Annotated in this window: 13 protein-coding genes and 1 pseudogene; 8 read left to right on the forward strand and 6 right to left on the reverse strand. The window is 72.3% G+C overall.

Annotated features, from left to right (window positions below; translation table 11 throughout):
* Positions 1–19 precede the first annotated feature (19 nt).
* The 3 genes from WMF12_RS29270 to WMF12_RS29280 are packed head-to-tail and all read right to left on the reverse strand — an operon-like array spanning position 20 to position 2,022.
* On the reverse strand, positions 20–442 hold the full coding sequence (locus tag WMF12_RS29270; RefSeq protein ID WP_437850702.1) for a hypothetical protein: 423 nt from the start codon (positions 440–442) through the stop codon (positions 20–22).
* Between the two features lie 6 nt (positions 443–448).
* Positions 449–1,339, reverse strand: coding sequence for a DUF4159 domain-containing protein (locus WMF12_RS29275; RefSeq protein ID WP_437850703.1), 891 nt, complete (start codon positions 1,337–1,339; stop codon positions 449–451).
* Entirely contained in the window at positions 1,336–2,022 is a 687-nt protein-coding gene (locus WMF12_RS29280) for a hypothetical protein (RefSeq protein WP_437739979.1), read from the reverse strand. The genes WMF12_RS29275 and WMF12_RS29280 overlap by 4 nt, the downstream gene beginning before the upstream one ends.
* Positions 2,023–2,165: 143 nt before the next feature.
* Here WMF12_RS29280 and WMF12_RS29285 point away from each other — a divergent pair, with 143 nt between their 5' ends.
* The 5 genes and pseudogenes from WMF12_RS29285 (at position 2,166) to WMF12_RS29305 (ending at position 8,048) form a co-directional block, all read left to right on the forward strand.
* Positions 2,166–3,629, forward strand: a complete 1,464-nt coding sequence (locus tag WMF12_RS29285; protein WP_437850705.1) for an N-6 DNA methylase — start codon at positions 2,166–2,168, stop codon at positions 3,627–3,629.
* Positions 3,626–4,948: a restriction endonuclease subunit S gene (locus tag WMF12_RS29290; protein WP_437850707.1), complete on the forward strand. Its 1,323-nt coding sequence runs from the start codon at positions 3,626–3,628 to the stop codon at positions 4,946–4,948. Before WMF12_RS29285 ends, WMF12_RS29290 begins: the two co-directional genes overlap by 4 nt.
* A 126-nt stretch (positions 4,949–5,074) precedes the next feature.
* A pseudogene (locus WMF12_RS29295) lies at positions 5,075–5,627 on the forward strand (CocE/NonD family hydrolase); the annotation flags it as partial.
* A gap of 70 nt (positions 5,628–5,697) precedes the next feature.
* Entirely contained in the window at positions 5,698–6,375 is a 678-nt protein-coding gene (locus WMF12_RS29300; RefSeq protein ID WP_437850709.1) for a CocE/NonD family hydrolase C-terminal non-catalytic domain-containing protein, read from the forward strand.
* A gap of 242 nt (positions 6,376–6,617) precedes the next feature.
* Positions 6,618–8,048, forward strand: a complete 1,431-nt coding sequence (locus tag WMF12_RS29305) for a B12-binding domain-containing radical SAM protein (RefSeq protein ID WP_437850711.1) — start codon at positions 6,618–6,620, stop codon at positions 8,046–8,048.
* A gap of 158 nt (positions 8,049–8,206) precedes the next feature.
* Here the strand turns inward: WMF12_RS29305 and WMF12_RS29310 are convergent, their stop codons facing one another.
* Entirely contained in the window at positions 8,207–8,830 is a 624-nt protein-coding gene (locus tag WMF12_RS29310) for a hypothetical protein (RefSeq protein ID WP_437850714.1), read from the reverse strand.
* A gap of 281 nt (positions 8,831–9,111) precedes the next feature.
* Here WMF12_RS29310 and WMF12_RS29315 point away from each other — a divergent pair, with 281 nt between their 5' ends.
* Positions 9,112–9,639 (forward strand): hypothetical protein, encoded by a 528-nt coding sequence (locus WMF12_RS29315; protein ID WP_437850715.1) that lies wholly within the window; start codon positions 9,112–9,114, stop codon positions 9,637–9,639.
* 27 nt (positions 9,640–9,666) lie between these two features.
* Here WMF12_RS29315 and WMF12_RS29320 read toward each other — a convergent pair whose 3' ends face one another.
* Entirely contained in the window at positions 9,667–9,909 is a 243-nt protein-coding gene (locus WMF12_RS29320; protein WP_437850717.1) for a hypothetical protein, read from the reverse strand.
* The gene (locus tag WMF12_RS29325; protein WP_437850719.1) at positions 9,879–11,639 is read right to left on the reverse strand and encodes a hypothetical protein; all 1,761 of its coding nucleotides are present in this window, start codon (positions 11,637–11,639) and stop codon (positions 9,879–9,881) included. Before WMF12_RS29325 ends, WMF12_RS29320 begins: the two co-directional genes overlap by 31 nt.
* Positions 11,640–11,764: 125 nt before the next feature.
* Here WMF12_RS29325 and WMF12_RS29330 point away from each other — a divergent pair, with 125 nt between their 5' ends.
* Positions 11,765–13,222 (forward strand): hypothetical protein, encoded by a 1,458-nt coding sequence (locus WMF12_RS29330; protein WP_437850721.1) that lies wholly within the window; start codon positions 11,765–11,767, stop codon positions 13,220–13,222.
* 67 nt (positions 13,223–13,289) lie between these two features.
* Positions 13,290–14,669 carry a cytochrome P450 gene (locus WMF12_RS29335; RefSeq protein WP_437850723.1) on the forward strand — a complete coding sequence of 460 codons (1,380 nt, stop codon included), beginning with the start codon at positions 13,290–13,292 and terminating at the stop codon, positions 14,667–14,669.
* Positions 14,670–14,756 lie beyond the last annotated feature (87 nt).

A 14,756-nucleotide genomic window follows, 5' to 3' on the forward strand; every position in this document is an offset into this window, starting at 1 on the left:
GACCTCCGCCCCTCGCCGCTCAGCCCTCCTGCGTGAGGTACCGGAGGAGCGCGGCCTCATCGCTCGTGATCAGCCGCTCGATGCCGTCATCCCTCGCGAAGCGCTGGATCTGGAGCGCGCCGACGACGCTCTGCACGAGCACGCCGACCCGCCGGAAGCCCCGCAGCCAGTGCGGTCGGAAGCGCTTCATCGTCGCCTCGAACGACGGATCGTTCCTGCCGGGGACGGCGCGGACGTCGACGAAGAGGGCGTGATGGGAGCGGCCCAGCCGGTCGAGGACGCGGATGAGCTCTCCCATCACGGCCTCGATCTCCTCCAGCGACACGAACGGCCTGGAGCTGCGGACGGTCCAGACGACGTGCAGGGACGCGTCGAACAGCACGGTGAAGTGGTCGTCCTGCCAGACCAGCTTCGGCGCAGCGGCGAGGCGACCCGATGTCATCGCGCCTCACGGCCGCGCAGGCGCGGAGCGGGGTCGGTTGTCGTCGATGGCGCGGCGGCGCATCAGGAACGGCGCGTGCACCTGGTCGTCCTTGTAGTTCGAGCAGAGCACGTACATCGCGATGTTCACGGCCAGGCGGAACGCGCGCTCCCGCTGCGCCTCGCCCCCGGGCGTGACCTCGACGCTCGGCCCCCCGCCCTCCGAGCGCGCCAGGGCGCCGGCGAGGTCGTGGTCGGAGAAGATCACCTGCGGCATGCCGCCGCGCACGATCGCGGAGAGCTTCGGCGGGCCCTCGACGCGGCCGACGGCGCGCGGGAGGAGATAGAAGGAGCGGAAGACGACGTTCTCCGTGCCGATCGGGATGGGAGAGCCCTCGGGCAGGACGCGGGCGAGCTCGCGCCGCGCGGCGCGGCCGAACGCGCCGCTGCCCGGGGCGAAGTCGTCGACGAGGAGCACGCCGCCGAGCGCGAGGAAGCGGCGCAGGCCGAAGACCTCGCGCTCGGTGAGCGGCGGGAGATCGCCCTCGCCGCCCCAGAGCGCGAACGGCTCGGCGAGCAGCGCCGGGTCGTCGGCGCGGACCGTGGTCGGGTTGCGGCGCGCCGGCGCGCTCGTCCGCCGCTCCAGCTCGAACGACCAGCGCGCGGGGGCGGTGGCGCGCACCCCCTCCCATCGCGCGTCGCCCGTCAGCAGCGGCCGCGGGTTCCACGCCCCCTCCTCGCCGAAGGCGCGCACGGGGCGCGGCACCGCAAGGAGGAGCAGCGCGGAGACGAGCACCAGCGCCGCGGCCGCGAGGCGCCGCGGCCGGGCCGAGGCGGCGGGGCGCGAGGGCGGCAGCGCCACCTCACCGCCCCGGCCGCGCGGCCGGCGAGCGCCGAGCCGGCCGAGCCATCGTCTCAATCGAAGTCCTCGACCCGCCATACGCCCGCCTCGCGCCGGAGCTTCACCTCGTGCCCACCCGGGATCTGCACCGTCGCGGAGTCGCCGGCAATCCGGACCTCGAGCCCCTCGGGCTGAGCGAGCCCCTCGACGAGCGAGCGGAGGTCGCTCTCGATGGCGGCGCGCGTGGCCGGCGTGAGGACGCGCAGCAGGCCGGCGTAGCTGCGGCGCGCGAGGACGCGGCGGAGCTGCTCGAGGGCCTGCTCGGGGGTGCGGCCGCCCGCAGGCAGCGCGTCGGCGGCCGAGATCCGGAAGGCGCGCTCGCGCTCGTCGAGCTCGAGGGTCGCGATCTCGCCGTCCGGGTAGCGGACGCGGGCGCGGGTCTTGACCACGACCCCGGGCGCCGTGACGCTGCGCGCCTGCTCCGCGAGCTCGGCGCGCGCCTCGGCGACGCGCCGCCGCACCTCGTCGCGCGACATCGCGGTGCGGCTCTTGTCGCTCAGCATGCCGTAGATGGCGTCGGCGTCGCCGCGCGCCGCCGCGTCGGCGTAGACCTGCACCGCCTCCTTGGGATCGGGGAGCGAGGACGACGCGCAGGCGAGGCCGGACAGCGGCAAGAGCGACAGGAGCGGCAGCGGCAGCCGCGGAGATCGGGGCAATCGCGGCAAGAAAAGCGCGAGCAGCGAGGTGAGGGCGCGCGGCACGGGACGAGCCTAGTACATCGGCGGCGGCGCGTCCCAGCGCCATGGACGAGCGCGGCGGCCGCCGTGAAGCGCCCGGCCGTGGTAAGCCGGCTCCTCCCGCGCCTCGCCTTCCCGCTCCACGACCCGAACGAAGCCGCCGCCGCATGACCGACGTTGTTGGAAAGCTCTGGGGGTTGTGCCACACGCTCCGCCACGACGGCATCGACCACGGGGACTACATCGAGCAGATCACCTACCTGCTCTTCCTGAAGATGGCCGCCGAGCGAGGCATCGATCTCTCGCGCGTCGAGCACAGGACGCCCCGCGGCGAGGTCGACGCGACAGACTGCTCCTGGCCCGCGCTGCGCGCGCGCAGCGGTCAAGCGCTGCTCGACCGCTACGCCGACGTCCTCCGATCCCTCGACGGAGCCCCCGGCGTCCTCGGGGAGATCTACGCGGGCTCGCAGCCGCGCTTCAAGAGCCCCGCGAGCCTCGGGAAGCTCGTCGACCTCATCGACGAGATCGAGTGGACGCGCCTCGGCGTGGACATCCAGGCCGCGGCGTACGAGGGCCTCCTGGAGAAGGCCGCCGCCGAGGGCAAGAAGGGCGCGGGGCAGTACTTCACGCCCCGCGCCCTGATCCAGTCGATCGTGCGGTGCATCAGGCCCGATCCGCAGGGGAAGCCGGGCTTCGCCCTGTGCGACCCGGCGTGCGGCACCGGGGGTTTCCTTGTCGCCGCCTGGGAGTGGATCGAGGCCGAGGCGCGGGGGGCGCTCGACCGGGAGGCGGCGCGCCGGATCAAGGCCGGGGCGTTCTTCGGCCAGGAGCTCGTCGCGCGCCCCCGCCGGCTCGCCCTGATGAACCTGTACCTCCACGGGATCGAGCCGAGGATCACCCTCGGCGACTCGCTCGACGCCCCGCCGCCGGACGATCGGTTCGACGTGATCCTGACGAACCCGCCGTTCGGCACGAAGGGGGCCTACGAGACGCCGCGCCGCGAGGATTTCGCGATCGCGACCGCGAACAAGCAGCTCAACTTCATCCAGCACGTGCTGACGATCCTGAGGCCCGGCGGCCGGGCGGCGATGGTCCTGCCGGACCATTGCCTGTTCGCCGACCAGGCAGGCGCGGTGCTGGAGATCCTCGCCAGGGGCTGCGACCTGCACACGGTGCTCCGCCTGCCGCACGGGACCTTCACGCCGTACAGCGCCGGGGTGAAGGCCAACGTCGTCTTCTTCACGAAGGGCCGCGCGACGGAGAGGGTCTGGATCTACGACGCCCGGACGGGCGTCCCGTCGATCACCAAGAAGGGCCGGCCGCTCTCCCCGGCGCACTTCGCGGAGTTCGAGCGGTGCTACGGCGGCGACCCCGACGGGCGCGGCGTGCGGGAGGCGGCGAGCTCCAGCGAGGGTCGATTCCGCAGCTTCGAGCTCCGCGAGGTGAAGGAGCGAGAGTTCAAGCTCGACGGGCTGAGGTGGCTCAAGGAGGAGTCGCTCGACGAGGCCGGCGAGCCGCCCGAGCCGGAGGAGCTTGCGACCGACGCCCTCCAGGAGCTGACGGAGGCGGTCGCCGCGCTGAACCGCGTGCTCGCGCTGCTCGAGGGCGGGGCGAAGGCGGCGGAGGCGTGAGCGGGCCGCTGCCCGAGGGGTGGGCCGAGACGACGCTCGCGTCGATCTGCTCGCACCGGAGCGGGAGCTCGAAGCTCATCAAGGGGAAGCTCCACGCCGAGCAGCGGCCAGGGCGCTACCAGGGGTTCAGCGCCGCCGGCCCCGACGTGTGGTGCGACGGCTGGGAGCACGAGGGCGAGGCGATCGTGGTCTCCGCCGTGGGGACGCGGTGCGGGAAGGCGTTCAAGGCGCGCGGGCGGTGGTCGGCGATCGCGAACACCCATGTGGTCTGGCCGGATGAGCGGGCCATCGACGTCGGTTACCTGTTCCTCCACCTCAACGACGAGGGATTCTGGGTGAAGGGCGGCTCCGCGCAGCCGTTCGTGAAGGTGCGCGAGACGTTCGGGCGGCCCTTCTCCCTGCCTCCCCTCCCCGAGCAGCGCCGCATCGTCGCGAAGGCCGAAGCCCTGCTCGGCGAGGTGGACGCGGCGAAGGCCCGGCTGGCGAGGTCGTCGCTGCTCCTCCGGCGGCTCCGGCAGGCCGTGCTGGGGGCGGCGTGCTCGGGGAGGCTCACCGAGGACCTGCGCGCGCCGGGCGCCGCCGCGCCGCCCGCGGGACCGGCGGAGCCCCCGCCGCGCTGCTCGACGTCGGCGCCGGCCGCGCCCGGGGCGAGCAGCGACGGTCCGGAGCGTCCCCTGCCGCCGTCCTGGGTCCGCTGCCCGTTCGGCGCCCTGGTGGACAACCACGATGGCCGACGCGTCCCCGTGAGCTCCGCGGTTCGAGCGAGGCGCCGGGGGCCATATCCGTATTACGGCGCGTCGGGGGTCATCGACTCGATCGATGACTACCTGTTCGACGGCGATTACCTGCTGATCGCCGAGGACGGCGCGAACCTCCTGTCGAGGAACACCCGGGTGGCGTTCGCCGCGAGCGGGAGGTTCTGGGTGAACAACCATGCTCATGTGGTCCAACCGAAGGCCGGCGTGGTCCTCGGGTACCTCGAGCTGCTCCTGAACGCGCTCGACCTGCAGCACCACGTGACCGGCTCGGCCCAGCCGAAGCTCACGCAGGCGGCGCTCAACGGCATCCCCGTGTCGGTGCCGCCGGCGGAGGAGCAGGCGGAGATCGTCCGCCGCGCACAGGCGCTCTTCGCGCTCGCCAGCGAGGTCGAGGAGCGCGTGGCCCGCGCCGCGGCCCGGGCCGACAGGCTCCCGCACACGATCCTCGCCAGGGCGTTCTCCGGAGAGCTCGTCCCCACCGAGGCGGCGCAGGCTCGCGCGGAGGGGCGGGGCTACGAGCCGGCGGACGCGCTGCTGCGCCGCGTCCGGGGGATGGGGTGAGCGGCCAGCTCCGCCCCCCAACTCCCGCCTCTACTGAACTCCTGTTGTTGTCGGTCCCGGAACTGGATCCCGACTGGCGGACGAACCTCCTTGCCAAGAGGAAGGTCGCGAACCAGTGAGTGAACCATGGCGGCCGCGGTTGAAACGCCCCTGAAGGTCGAGATTACCGAGCATCTCTGGATCACCTTGAGGGATGGCTGCCGTCTCGCGGCGCGCCTATGGCTGCCAGAAGGAGCGCGAAGAAAGCCGGCGCCAGCCATCTTGGAATACATCCCCTATCGCAAGCGGGACGGAACCCGCGCCCGTGACGAGCCGATGCATGGCTATTTCGCCGGCCACGGCTATGCCGTGCTGCGGGTCGACATGCGTGGATCCGGCGAGAGCGACGGGCTGATGTGGGACGAGTACCTGAAGCAGGAGCAGGACGATGCCCTCGAAGTGATCGCCTGGATTCTACCCGCACGACGGAACGCCGGGCCCGGCGATCGGCTTCCTGCAGGATGCCATCGCCTGGTGGGATCGCTGGCTGAACGGCATCGAGAACGGCGTCGACGAGGAGCCGATGCTGCGCGCCTGGCTGCAGGACTACACGGCGCCGGAAACGACACGAAGTCGCCATCCGGGACACTGGGTGGCCGAGCAGAGCTGGCCGTCGCCGGAGCTCCAACCCTGTACTCTCTATCTCGACAAGGACGGCCTCGCCCCGGTGAGCGGCGCCGAGGATGTCTTGGCGCTGCGCTCGCCCCAGCATGTCGGCCTTCAGGGCGGGGAGTGGATGGGGGCCGGCTGCGTCGGGGAGCTGCCCGGAACCCGGCAAGCGCTACAAGCTGAAGCTGGTATTGAATGCCTGCGCGCATCGCTTTGCTGCCGGCCATCGCCTGCGGATATCGTTTTCCAGCGCCTACTGGCCGCTGATCTGGCCGGCGCCCGAGCGGGCGACGCTCGGCATCATCACCGGCGCCAGCCGCCTCATGCTGCCGCATCGAAGACCGCAAGCGGCCGACGGCGGTGAACCCTTCCTGAAGCCGGAAGCGGCGCGAGCGACGTCGATCACCCAGGTGAACGCGGGCAGCGTCACGCGCTCGGTGACCTTCGACATCACCTCGGGTGCGGTCACGACCGTGACGGATACAGTGGGCGTCTTCGGAGAAGGGCGTCAGCGCCTCGACGAGATCGGCACCGAGGTGCTGCACCAACTCCGCCGCGAGCTCAGCATCGCGCCGGACGATCCGCTTCACGCTTCCTTCACCTGCCGGCAGACGTATGTGCAGTCGCGCCCGGACTGGGACATCCGCATCGAGGTGGCGACCAGGCTCCACGCCGACCGCGACCATTTCTATATCAGCGGCGAGCTCGACGCCTTCGAGGACGACACCCGCTTCGCCAGTCGTGAATGGCGGGAGAAGATCAAGCGGGATCTGATCTGAGGCTCAACCGGGAGCGGAGGCGGAGACGGCGCCGGCGGTCGAGGCCCCATGAGGCTCTCGCTTCCTCCGCCCCCGCACGCATCCACCACCGTCCCTCCACGGTAGCTCCTCTCCCTTCTGGAATCGACACCGGCCGCCTTCCGTTATTCTCGGCGTCTCTCATCGGATCGCCTTCCGCCATCGGATCCACGCCGTCATCGCGGGTCCGATCCGATGAGACCCATGCTCCCGAGGAGGCGCTGATGAAGGTGAGGATCGTCGTGAGTTACGTCCCCCGCTATCGCCGGGGCCACCGCTTCCATTTCGTCCCGCCGGTCACCGGGATCCACCTCGCGGCGATCACCCCGCCGGAGCACGAGGTCGAGCTCTTCCACGAGCAGGTGCGCCCCGTCCCCGTCGACGCCTCGCCGGACGTTGTCGCGCTCTCGTTCTTCTCCGGCTTCGCGCGCCGCGCGTACACGCTCGCCGATCGCTACCGCGCCCTCGGCGTGCGCGTCGTCGCCGGCGGGCCGCATGTCTCGTACTGGATCGAGGAGGCGCTCCAGCACGTGGACGTGGTGGTCACCGGGGAGGCCGAGGCGGTCTGGCCCTCGGTCCTGCGCGATCTCGCGCGAGGCACGCAGCGCCGCGTCTATCACGGCGAACCGGCGTCGCTCGCGGGGCTGCCGACCCCTCGTTACGATCTGCTCGAAGAGCGCTTCCTGGTCCCCCGCGTGCTCCAGGCGACGCGCGGCTGCCCGTTCACGTGCAGCTTCTGCACGGTGCCCGACCTCAACCCCGGCTTCCGCGTGCGCCCCGTCGACGAAGTGATCCGCGACATCGCCACCACGCATTTCCCCCGCTTCTGGCAGGAGAAGGTCGCGTGGTTCTGGGACGACAACCTGCTCGTCCAGCGCCGCTGGGCCAAGGAGCTCCTGCGCGAGCTCGCCGGGCTCGATCGCTGGTGGCTCACGCAGGCATCCATCGATATCGTCAAGGACCGAGAGCTCCTCGACGCGATGGAGCGGTCCGGCTGTATCGGCATCTTCCTCGGCATCGAGAGCCTCGACGAGGCCGATCTCAAGAGCGTCGACAAGCGCCAGAACCGCGCGCGCGAGTACCGCGAGGCCATCCGGAAGCTGCACGATCGCGGGATCTGCGTGATGGCGGGCTTCATCTCGGGCTTCGACGATCAGACGCCGGAGGTCATCGCCTCCACGGCCGATCGGCTGAACGAGATCGGCGTCGACGTCCCGTTCCTCAGCATCCTCACTCCGTTCCGGGGCACGCCGCTGTACGACGAGCACCGGCGAGACGGGCGCATCCTGGAAGAGCGTGACTGGCCCCATTACAGCGGCTACGGCGTCGCCTTCCGGCCGGCGCGCATGTCCCCCGAGCAGCTCCTCGCCGCCCACCGCCAGATGTGGAATCGCGCCTTCGGCCCCGCGGCGGTGCTCGAGCGCCTCGCGCGCGGCGCGCGGTCGCTGAGCCGCGGCGCCATGATGCTGTCGGCGGCGATGAACGGCTTTTACGGCCTCAAGCAGCTCACCGGCAACGAGCCGGCCGCGCCGCCGCTCGAGCCGAGAGGGACGATCCGGCACCCCGCGCCCGGGGAGGCCCCGGCCCGGCTCTCGCGCCTCGGCCTGAAGCGGTCCGCGAGCGCGGCCGACAGCTCGGTGGAACGCACGGCGTAGCGGCGCGGGGGCGAACGCTCACCAAGCGTCTCGCCGTCGAGCCACTCCATCGCGAGGTAGGGGCACCCCGCGGCGGTCGCACCGTTCGCGATGTACCGCACGACACCCGGGATCTGGAGTGACGCCAGCACCTCGTGTCCCCGCGAACGAAGGTCGAGCTAGGGCAGATCTCTGATCTCCGACGTGCACGAGCCCTCGTCGCAGCGCGCCGCGACCGCCTGCTCGCTCTCTCTCTCGAGCCGCCGGCCGTCCTCCGCGAGCGACGGACGCGACGGGCAATCGCACAGCGGCGAGCCTGCGAGGCACGCCGCCTCGGCGGCCTCGAACGCTTCCTTGTCGTCCGCGTCCACGCCGACGAACAGGATGTCTCCGCAGCAGGTCGTGACGTGCGGCAACACGACGCAGTCGCTCGCCTGTTCGCAGGCCTTGCTGAACGCCGGAAAGCTCGACTCGCGGCACGTCAGGCCATGGCTGCTCCCGCCCCCGGAGCCGCCGGCCCCGCCGCTGGCGGCGCTGCCGCCGCCGCCCCCGGAGCCGCCAGCGCCGGCGCTCGCGGCGCTGCCACCCCCGCCCCCGGAGCCGCCGGCCCCGCCGCTGGCGGCGCTGCCGCCGCCGCCCCCGGAGCCGCCAGCGCCGGCGCTGCCGCTCGCGCCCGCTCCGCTGGTGCTGGTGGATTCCGCGCTCGCAGGTCCATGGTCATCTTCGCCGCACGCCGCGCCGCCCAGCGTCGCCCACGCAATGAAGGAACCACGAGCCAACCAGAGAAAGCACTTGTGTGTCATGGCCGCCGCGTCGAGCACGGGACATGCCCGCTCCGGCACGAGAGAACCACGCTGGTTTTCTGTGCCATGGCGAGCCACGACGTGGCAGCGCACGGCAAGGCGATCAGGCCGAGTTCGGGGGCGGCGGTCATGCGTGCCGGCGTCCATGAACATGCGATTGCTACGATTGTAACAGATTTGACGAGCACGCGTGTCGTGCGTGCATCGAACCACGGCCCCAGGTCGAACCAGCCGTACGGTCACTTGACGCCGGAGGCGTAAGCGAGTGATGCTCCGGCGCCATGGCGGGCTCGAAGCGTGTGAACGCGTCCCTGGCGATGGCGCTGATCGGGCTTACGGCGGCCGGCGGGTGTACCGCGCTGGCGGGGCTGGACGAAAGCTACCATCTGGTGGGCGGAGGCGGCGGCTCGACGGGAGGCGGGACCGGCGGCGGCTCGACGGGAGGCGAGGCCGGCGGCAGCGCGGGCGGCAGTTCGACGGGTGGCGAGGCGGGGGCTGGCGCGGGCGGCGAGGTCGGCGCCGCGGGCGGAGCCGGTGGCAGCGCCGAGTGCGCGACCTGCTCGTTGCCCCCTTACGACACCGACGATCCGGCGGACCTGTGCGCGGAGTCGGCCGAGATTTACGAGGTGCTCATGGACTGTCTCTGCGTTGCCTGCGGCCTGGTGGAGGAATTGCCCTGCTATGGCGCGTGCGGCGCCGGCGAGGGGCGGAGCGCCGAGTGCGACGACTGCCTCGCCTCTGTGGCCGCCGAGGTGGAGGGCGAGTGTGCGCCGCAGGTCGCCGCGTGCGAGTTCGACACGGGCGAGTGATCTCGGCCCCCCTGTATCAGCGCTCGCTCAGCAGGGCGTGAACATCTCGGCGCCGAGATACGTACTCGTGAACTGGCTGTCGACCGGGTTGCCGAGATAGTCGTAGCACTGCACGTTCACCTGGGTGTCCGAGCCGACGCCGGTCCAGTACGAGACCTTGCAAACCTGGACGCGGCGGCGGGACGGTCGCCTGGCAGAGGACAAGAGCCTGCCAGGAAGGACCCCGGCGCGCGCGCTCGTCATCGCGGCGCCGCCCAGATGCTGCAGCAATGGAAGCGCTCCTGGCCCGAGGCGCGCGATCTGGGCCCCGCTTTCGTGCCCACCTCGAGGATGTACACGGCGTCCGCGTCCACGGCGAGCCTGGCGGGGTGCCTGTGGTGGGCGCCGAGGATGCGCAGCGCGCGCTGCTCCCCGCTCCGGCGGACGACGAGCGACGAGCTCCAGTCGTCCTCGCACCGCGCATAGAACAGGTCCCCTCCACGCGCGGCGAAGCTGCAGTTGACGTTGTGGGACAGGGAGCTATCGAGCAAGCTCCCCAGGCGAGGCAGGGCGCGGAAACCATCCTCTCTGGAGAGGCTGAAGAGGTCGTCGTCCGCTGCCCAGAACAGCGCCTCGCCGCTCGCGCTGAAGTGGAACGCCGGCACCCGCACGCGCGCCAGCACCTCGGGGCGCCCTCCTGTCTTGTCGATCCGCAGCAGCCGACTGCCGCTGCGACCGTCGTCGGACAGGTAGACGTACAGATCGTCGATGGCGAGCTTCTCCGGGTTCTCCAGGCCCCTCATGAGCACTTCGATGGAACCGCCTCGCTTCGGGAGCTTCAGCGCCGCGCGTTGTGCTCGGTCCACCCAGTACACGCTCGTCGCGTCGACCGCCCCGAGCTCTGGCAAGGCCGGCGATCCCCAGAGATCCTCCCGCGACGCGCTCGGACCGTAGCCGTAGGGCTCCGGCGCCGACAGAGCGCGGGCGACGTCGTCGGACATGACCAGCGTCTCCCTCGAGCCTCCGGTCAGGCTCGCGCGCACCAGCCTGCCGTCCACGGTGAGGAAGAAGGCATGCGCCTCGTCGAGCGCGGGCGCAGCGCCGAGCTGCTCGAGCTTCAACGCGGGCGTGGAGGCGCCTCCGCGCTTCGGCGTCGCCCACAGCACGTCACCCGTCTCCTGTCGGGTCGTGTAGTAGAGCTCCGACCCCAGGACAGCGATGGATCCGATGGGTACGCCGTCGAGCGCCACGAGCCGCCGCGCGCGGGGGGCCTCCGGATCGAGCCGGAGCAGCATCCTGGAGGAGAGCGCGTAGAGCTTCCCTGCGATCGGATGGATGGTCCACGCCCGGTCGTCGGGCGGCAGGCTCGCGACCTCTTGCCAGGCTCCGCCCGAGAGGGGCGCCCTGGACACGGACGCGCGCGAGCCTCGATAAAGAGAGCGGCCATCGCTCGCGAACGTGTACTCGCTCCGCATCGTGTCGCGCGCGCGCGCCACCGGGATCGCTGGACCTCCTCGCGCCGGCTGCCGCATCAGGTAGTCCCCGCTCCTCCAGTACAGAAAGCCCGAGTCCACGAGCTCGGTCCGATCGATGGATTGCCCGGCCGGCGCGTTCGCGGCGACCCCAGGCGGGCCCTCGCGCCTGGAGAGCCAGAGCGCTCGATCGCTGGTCCCGGCCGTCGACAGCGCCCCAGGAAGGGACGCTGTCACGATCGGCTTGCCGAAAGGATCCACATCGTCCATCAACCGCGCGCCGCCTTCGAGATCGAGCCGACGGAGGGCGTGTCCTCGGGTCTCGGTGAAGTACAGCGCGCCGCCGCGGATGCCCCTCAGGGACAGCTCCGACCTGCCGTCGAAGTCCGTATCCGCCACGGCGATGATGTCGAGCACGGGGTGCTGCTCGGGCTCTTCTTCCTTGCCCTCGTCTCGGAAGAGGAGATCGAAATCGCTCACGGGCCGCGGAGGCGGCGCGGCCCCGCAGCCCGTCACGACCATCGCCCCGCCCAGTGCCACGGCGCGCACGATCTCGCGAAGACCCCGGCTCACCCTGCGGGACGCCCCGCGCCTCCGCCCTTGGCCGTCCATGCGCCTGAGCGTATCACCTCGTGGCTTGTGGCGCGGCGACCGCGCGGGCATGAAGCCCGCTCATGCCCCTTCGAGAGCTCCTCCCCATCGTCCTCCTCGGCGCAGGAATCGCGCTCGGGGCGGGGAGCGCGGCCTGCGCCGCGCGACAAGGCTCGACCGGCGCGAGCCCGTCGAGCGCCGCCGCGCAACCGGCGCGACCAGGCGCACCGGCGAGCGCCTCCGCGGCGGCGGCGGTGCAACCGGCGGCGAGCGACCCGGCCGCGCCCGGGGGAGCCGCGCCCGAGCCGCCGCCCCCGTCGGCCGAGCAGATCGCGCGCCTCCCGCCGGGCGCCGCGATCTACGCCTCGCTTCGCAACAGCGCCCTCGACGTCGCCGTCCAGTACGTGCCCCAGATCGCCGAGGTCCTGATCGAGGCGAACCGCGCGCTCGGCAGCCAGGATCCGCCGGACGTGACGCTCGCGAAGGCCGGCGTCGATCCGCGAAGGCCGATCCTGGGCGCCGTGGTGCCCGCGTCCGAGAAGAGCGCGCGCGCGGTCGTCGACGCCATGGCCAAGGGGGCCTCGGGCAAGGCGCTCGAGAAGGTCGTCCGCGGGCACGCGGCGGACGTGACGCGGGTGCGGCTCCTCGTTCCGCTCGTGAGCGGGGCGGACCCGCGGCGCGCGCTGGCGACCGTGGTGGACGTCCTCACGGGCGGCGCCCCGCTGGACGCGTGCCCGGGCGCCGCGCGCTGCGCCGGCTTCGGCGCCCGGGCGCCGCTCGGCGTGGCGCAGGGCGGGATCGCCGCCGTCGCGATCTACGCGGACGGCGCCGACCTCCGGCTCGACGTCGTGATGTCGCTCTTCGGGTCCGGCGGCGATCCGGCCGTCCTGAAGGAGCTCGTCGCCTTCAGCGAGGAGGTCGGGGGCCCGGAGGGCCGGTGCTCCAGGTTCGACGCGAGCCCCGTTGTGTCGGTGTGCCTCGATCCCGAGCGGATGGGCGAGCTGGGCGCGACGGACGGCTACGGCAAGATCGCGAGGGCGCTCTCCGGAGGCTCGGTCGATCCGAGGGTGATCCCGGGGATCGCCGCCCAGAGCTTCGCCGAGGCCCGGCAGAACCTCTGGCTCGGCGCGCCGGCGCGCAGGCTCGCCGGCGATGGCACCCTCGGGGTCACCGCGCAGGGCAAGCGGAGCCGCTTCGTCGCGTCGTGGGCCCTGACGGACGCCTCGCGCGCCGGCGTCGAGAGGGCGTTCGCCGCCGAGCGATGCGCCGCCGGCGACGCGGCGGTCACGGAGCTCTTGCCGGCGCTCCGCGCGGCGGTGGGCGATCCGGGCAAGGGCTTCGGCGACCCGAAGAAGGTCGTCACCGCGTTCGAGGAGGCGGGCTGGTCTGCCTACCTGATCGCCGCCGGCGGCCCATGGCTGAACCTGCTCGGCGTGATCGCGGGCGTGCTCGAGCAGGGCCCCGGGACCGACCCCGACTACCATGTGTGCGCCCGAGTCGACGGCGGGCGGCTCGTCCTCGTGTCCGAGATCCGGAGATGACAGCGCGCCTCTCGCCGGGCGCCCAGGCCGCGCCGGCGTGATGATACAAGTGGAGGTCGCACGCGCCATGACCACCGCCCTCCCCGCTTCCTTCGCCGATCTCCCGCTCCTTCAGGGCCGCAACCCCCTCGCCCGCCGCATCGAGACGCGGCATGGATTCCCCATCCTCCCCGGCCGCTTCCCGGTCGTGGGCCACATGCCGGCGATCGCCGTCGACGAGCTCGGTCTGCTCCGCGAGGGCCAGCGCCGCTTCGGCTCCCTCTTCTTCTGGGCTCCAGGCGTCGACGCCTGGCAGCTCATCTACGCGTCGAACGAGGCCTTCTCGCTCTTCAAGAGCAAGGCCGTCGACTCCTCGTATCTGACCGAGGGCGGCGTCGGCCACCTCTTCGGTCAGACGCTGATGGCCCACGACGGCGCCTCGCACCGCCGCCTCCGCACCGCGATGAACGGGCCCTTCTCGCCGAAGGGCCTCGACGCCGCGGAGGTCGGCGCGATCGTCGCGACCAGCGTCGAGCGCAAGGTCCGCTCGTGGCTCGGCCGGCGCGACGTCCAGCTGCTGCGCGAGACCCGCGAGCTGGCCCTGGAGGTGATGTTCAAGATCACCGGCGTCGAGGACGACGAGCTGCCCGAGTGGCGCCACTATTACGAGGATCTGATGCTCGTGATCCTCGGCCTGCCCTTCGACGTGCCGGGCTCGCCGCGGCGCCGCGGGCTCCGCGCCCGCGCCTGGCTCGACGAGCGCATCGGCCGGATCCTCACCGGCGTGCGCGCCCGCGGCGACGCGAAGGGCCTCCTGCCGGCGCTGCTCACGGCCCGCGACGAGCAGGGCGAGCCGCTCTCGGAGGAGGATCTGGTGGGCAACCTCCGCCTGCTCCTCCTCGCCGGCCACGAGACCTCGGCCTCGGTCATGGCCTGGTGCGTCGCCCACCTCGCCGAGAGCCCCGCGGTCTGGCGCGCGCTCCGCGAGGAGGCGTCGAGCGCGCCGGATCTCCCGCGCTCGCCCGCGGATCTCCGCCGCTTCCCCTACGCCGAGGCCGTGTTCCGCGAGGCGCTCCGCCTCCATCCGCCGGTGGCTCACGACGCCCGCCGCGCCGTCGCCGATTTCGAGCTCGACGGCCGCGCCGTCCCCGCGGGGACCCACGTGGCGATCCCGCTGGTCCTGCTCTCCCGCGATCCCGAGCTCTACCCGGATCCGGACAGCTACCGCCCCGAGCGCTGGCTCGGCCGCAAGGAGGCGCTCTCGCCGCTCGAGATCGCCCAGTTCGGCGGCGGCGCGCACTTCTGCCTCGGCTATCACCTCGCGTGGATGGAGATCGTCCAGTTCCTCGTCGCGCTCGGGCGGACACTCCCGGCCTCGGGCCCCAGGCTCCAGGGCGGATTCCCCGCCTCGCGCTACCTCCCGGTGCTCCGGCCCTCGGGGGGCACGCGCGTCCGATTCGACGGCTGAAGCGCCGCGTCCGGCGACACCATGACAAGCGGTCCGTCGCGCGGTTGATGGCGCGATTGTATAGGCCGCGTGGGTGCGCGCAGCGCG

The organism is Sorangium sp. So ce363, from assembly GCF_051520435.1.
In the GTDB taxonomy this organism is placed as follows: Bacteria; Myxococcota_A; Polyangia; order Polyangiales; family Polyangiaceae; genus Sorangium; species Sorangium cellulosum_B.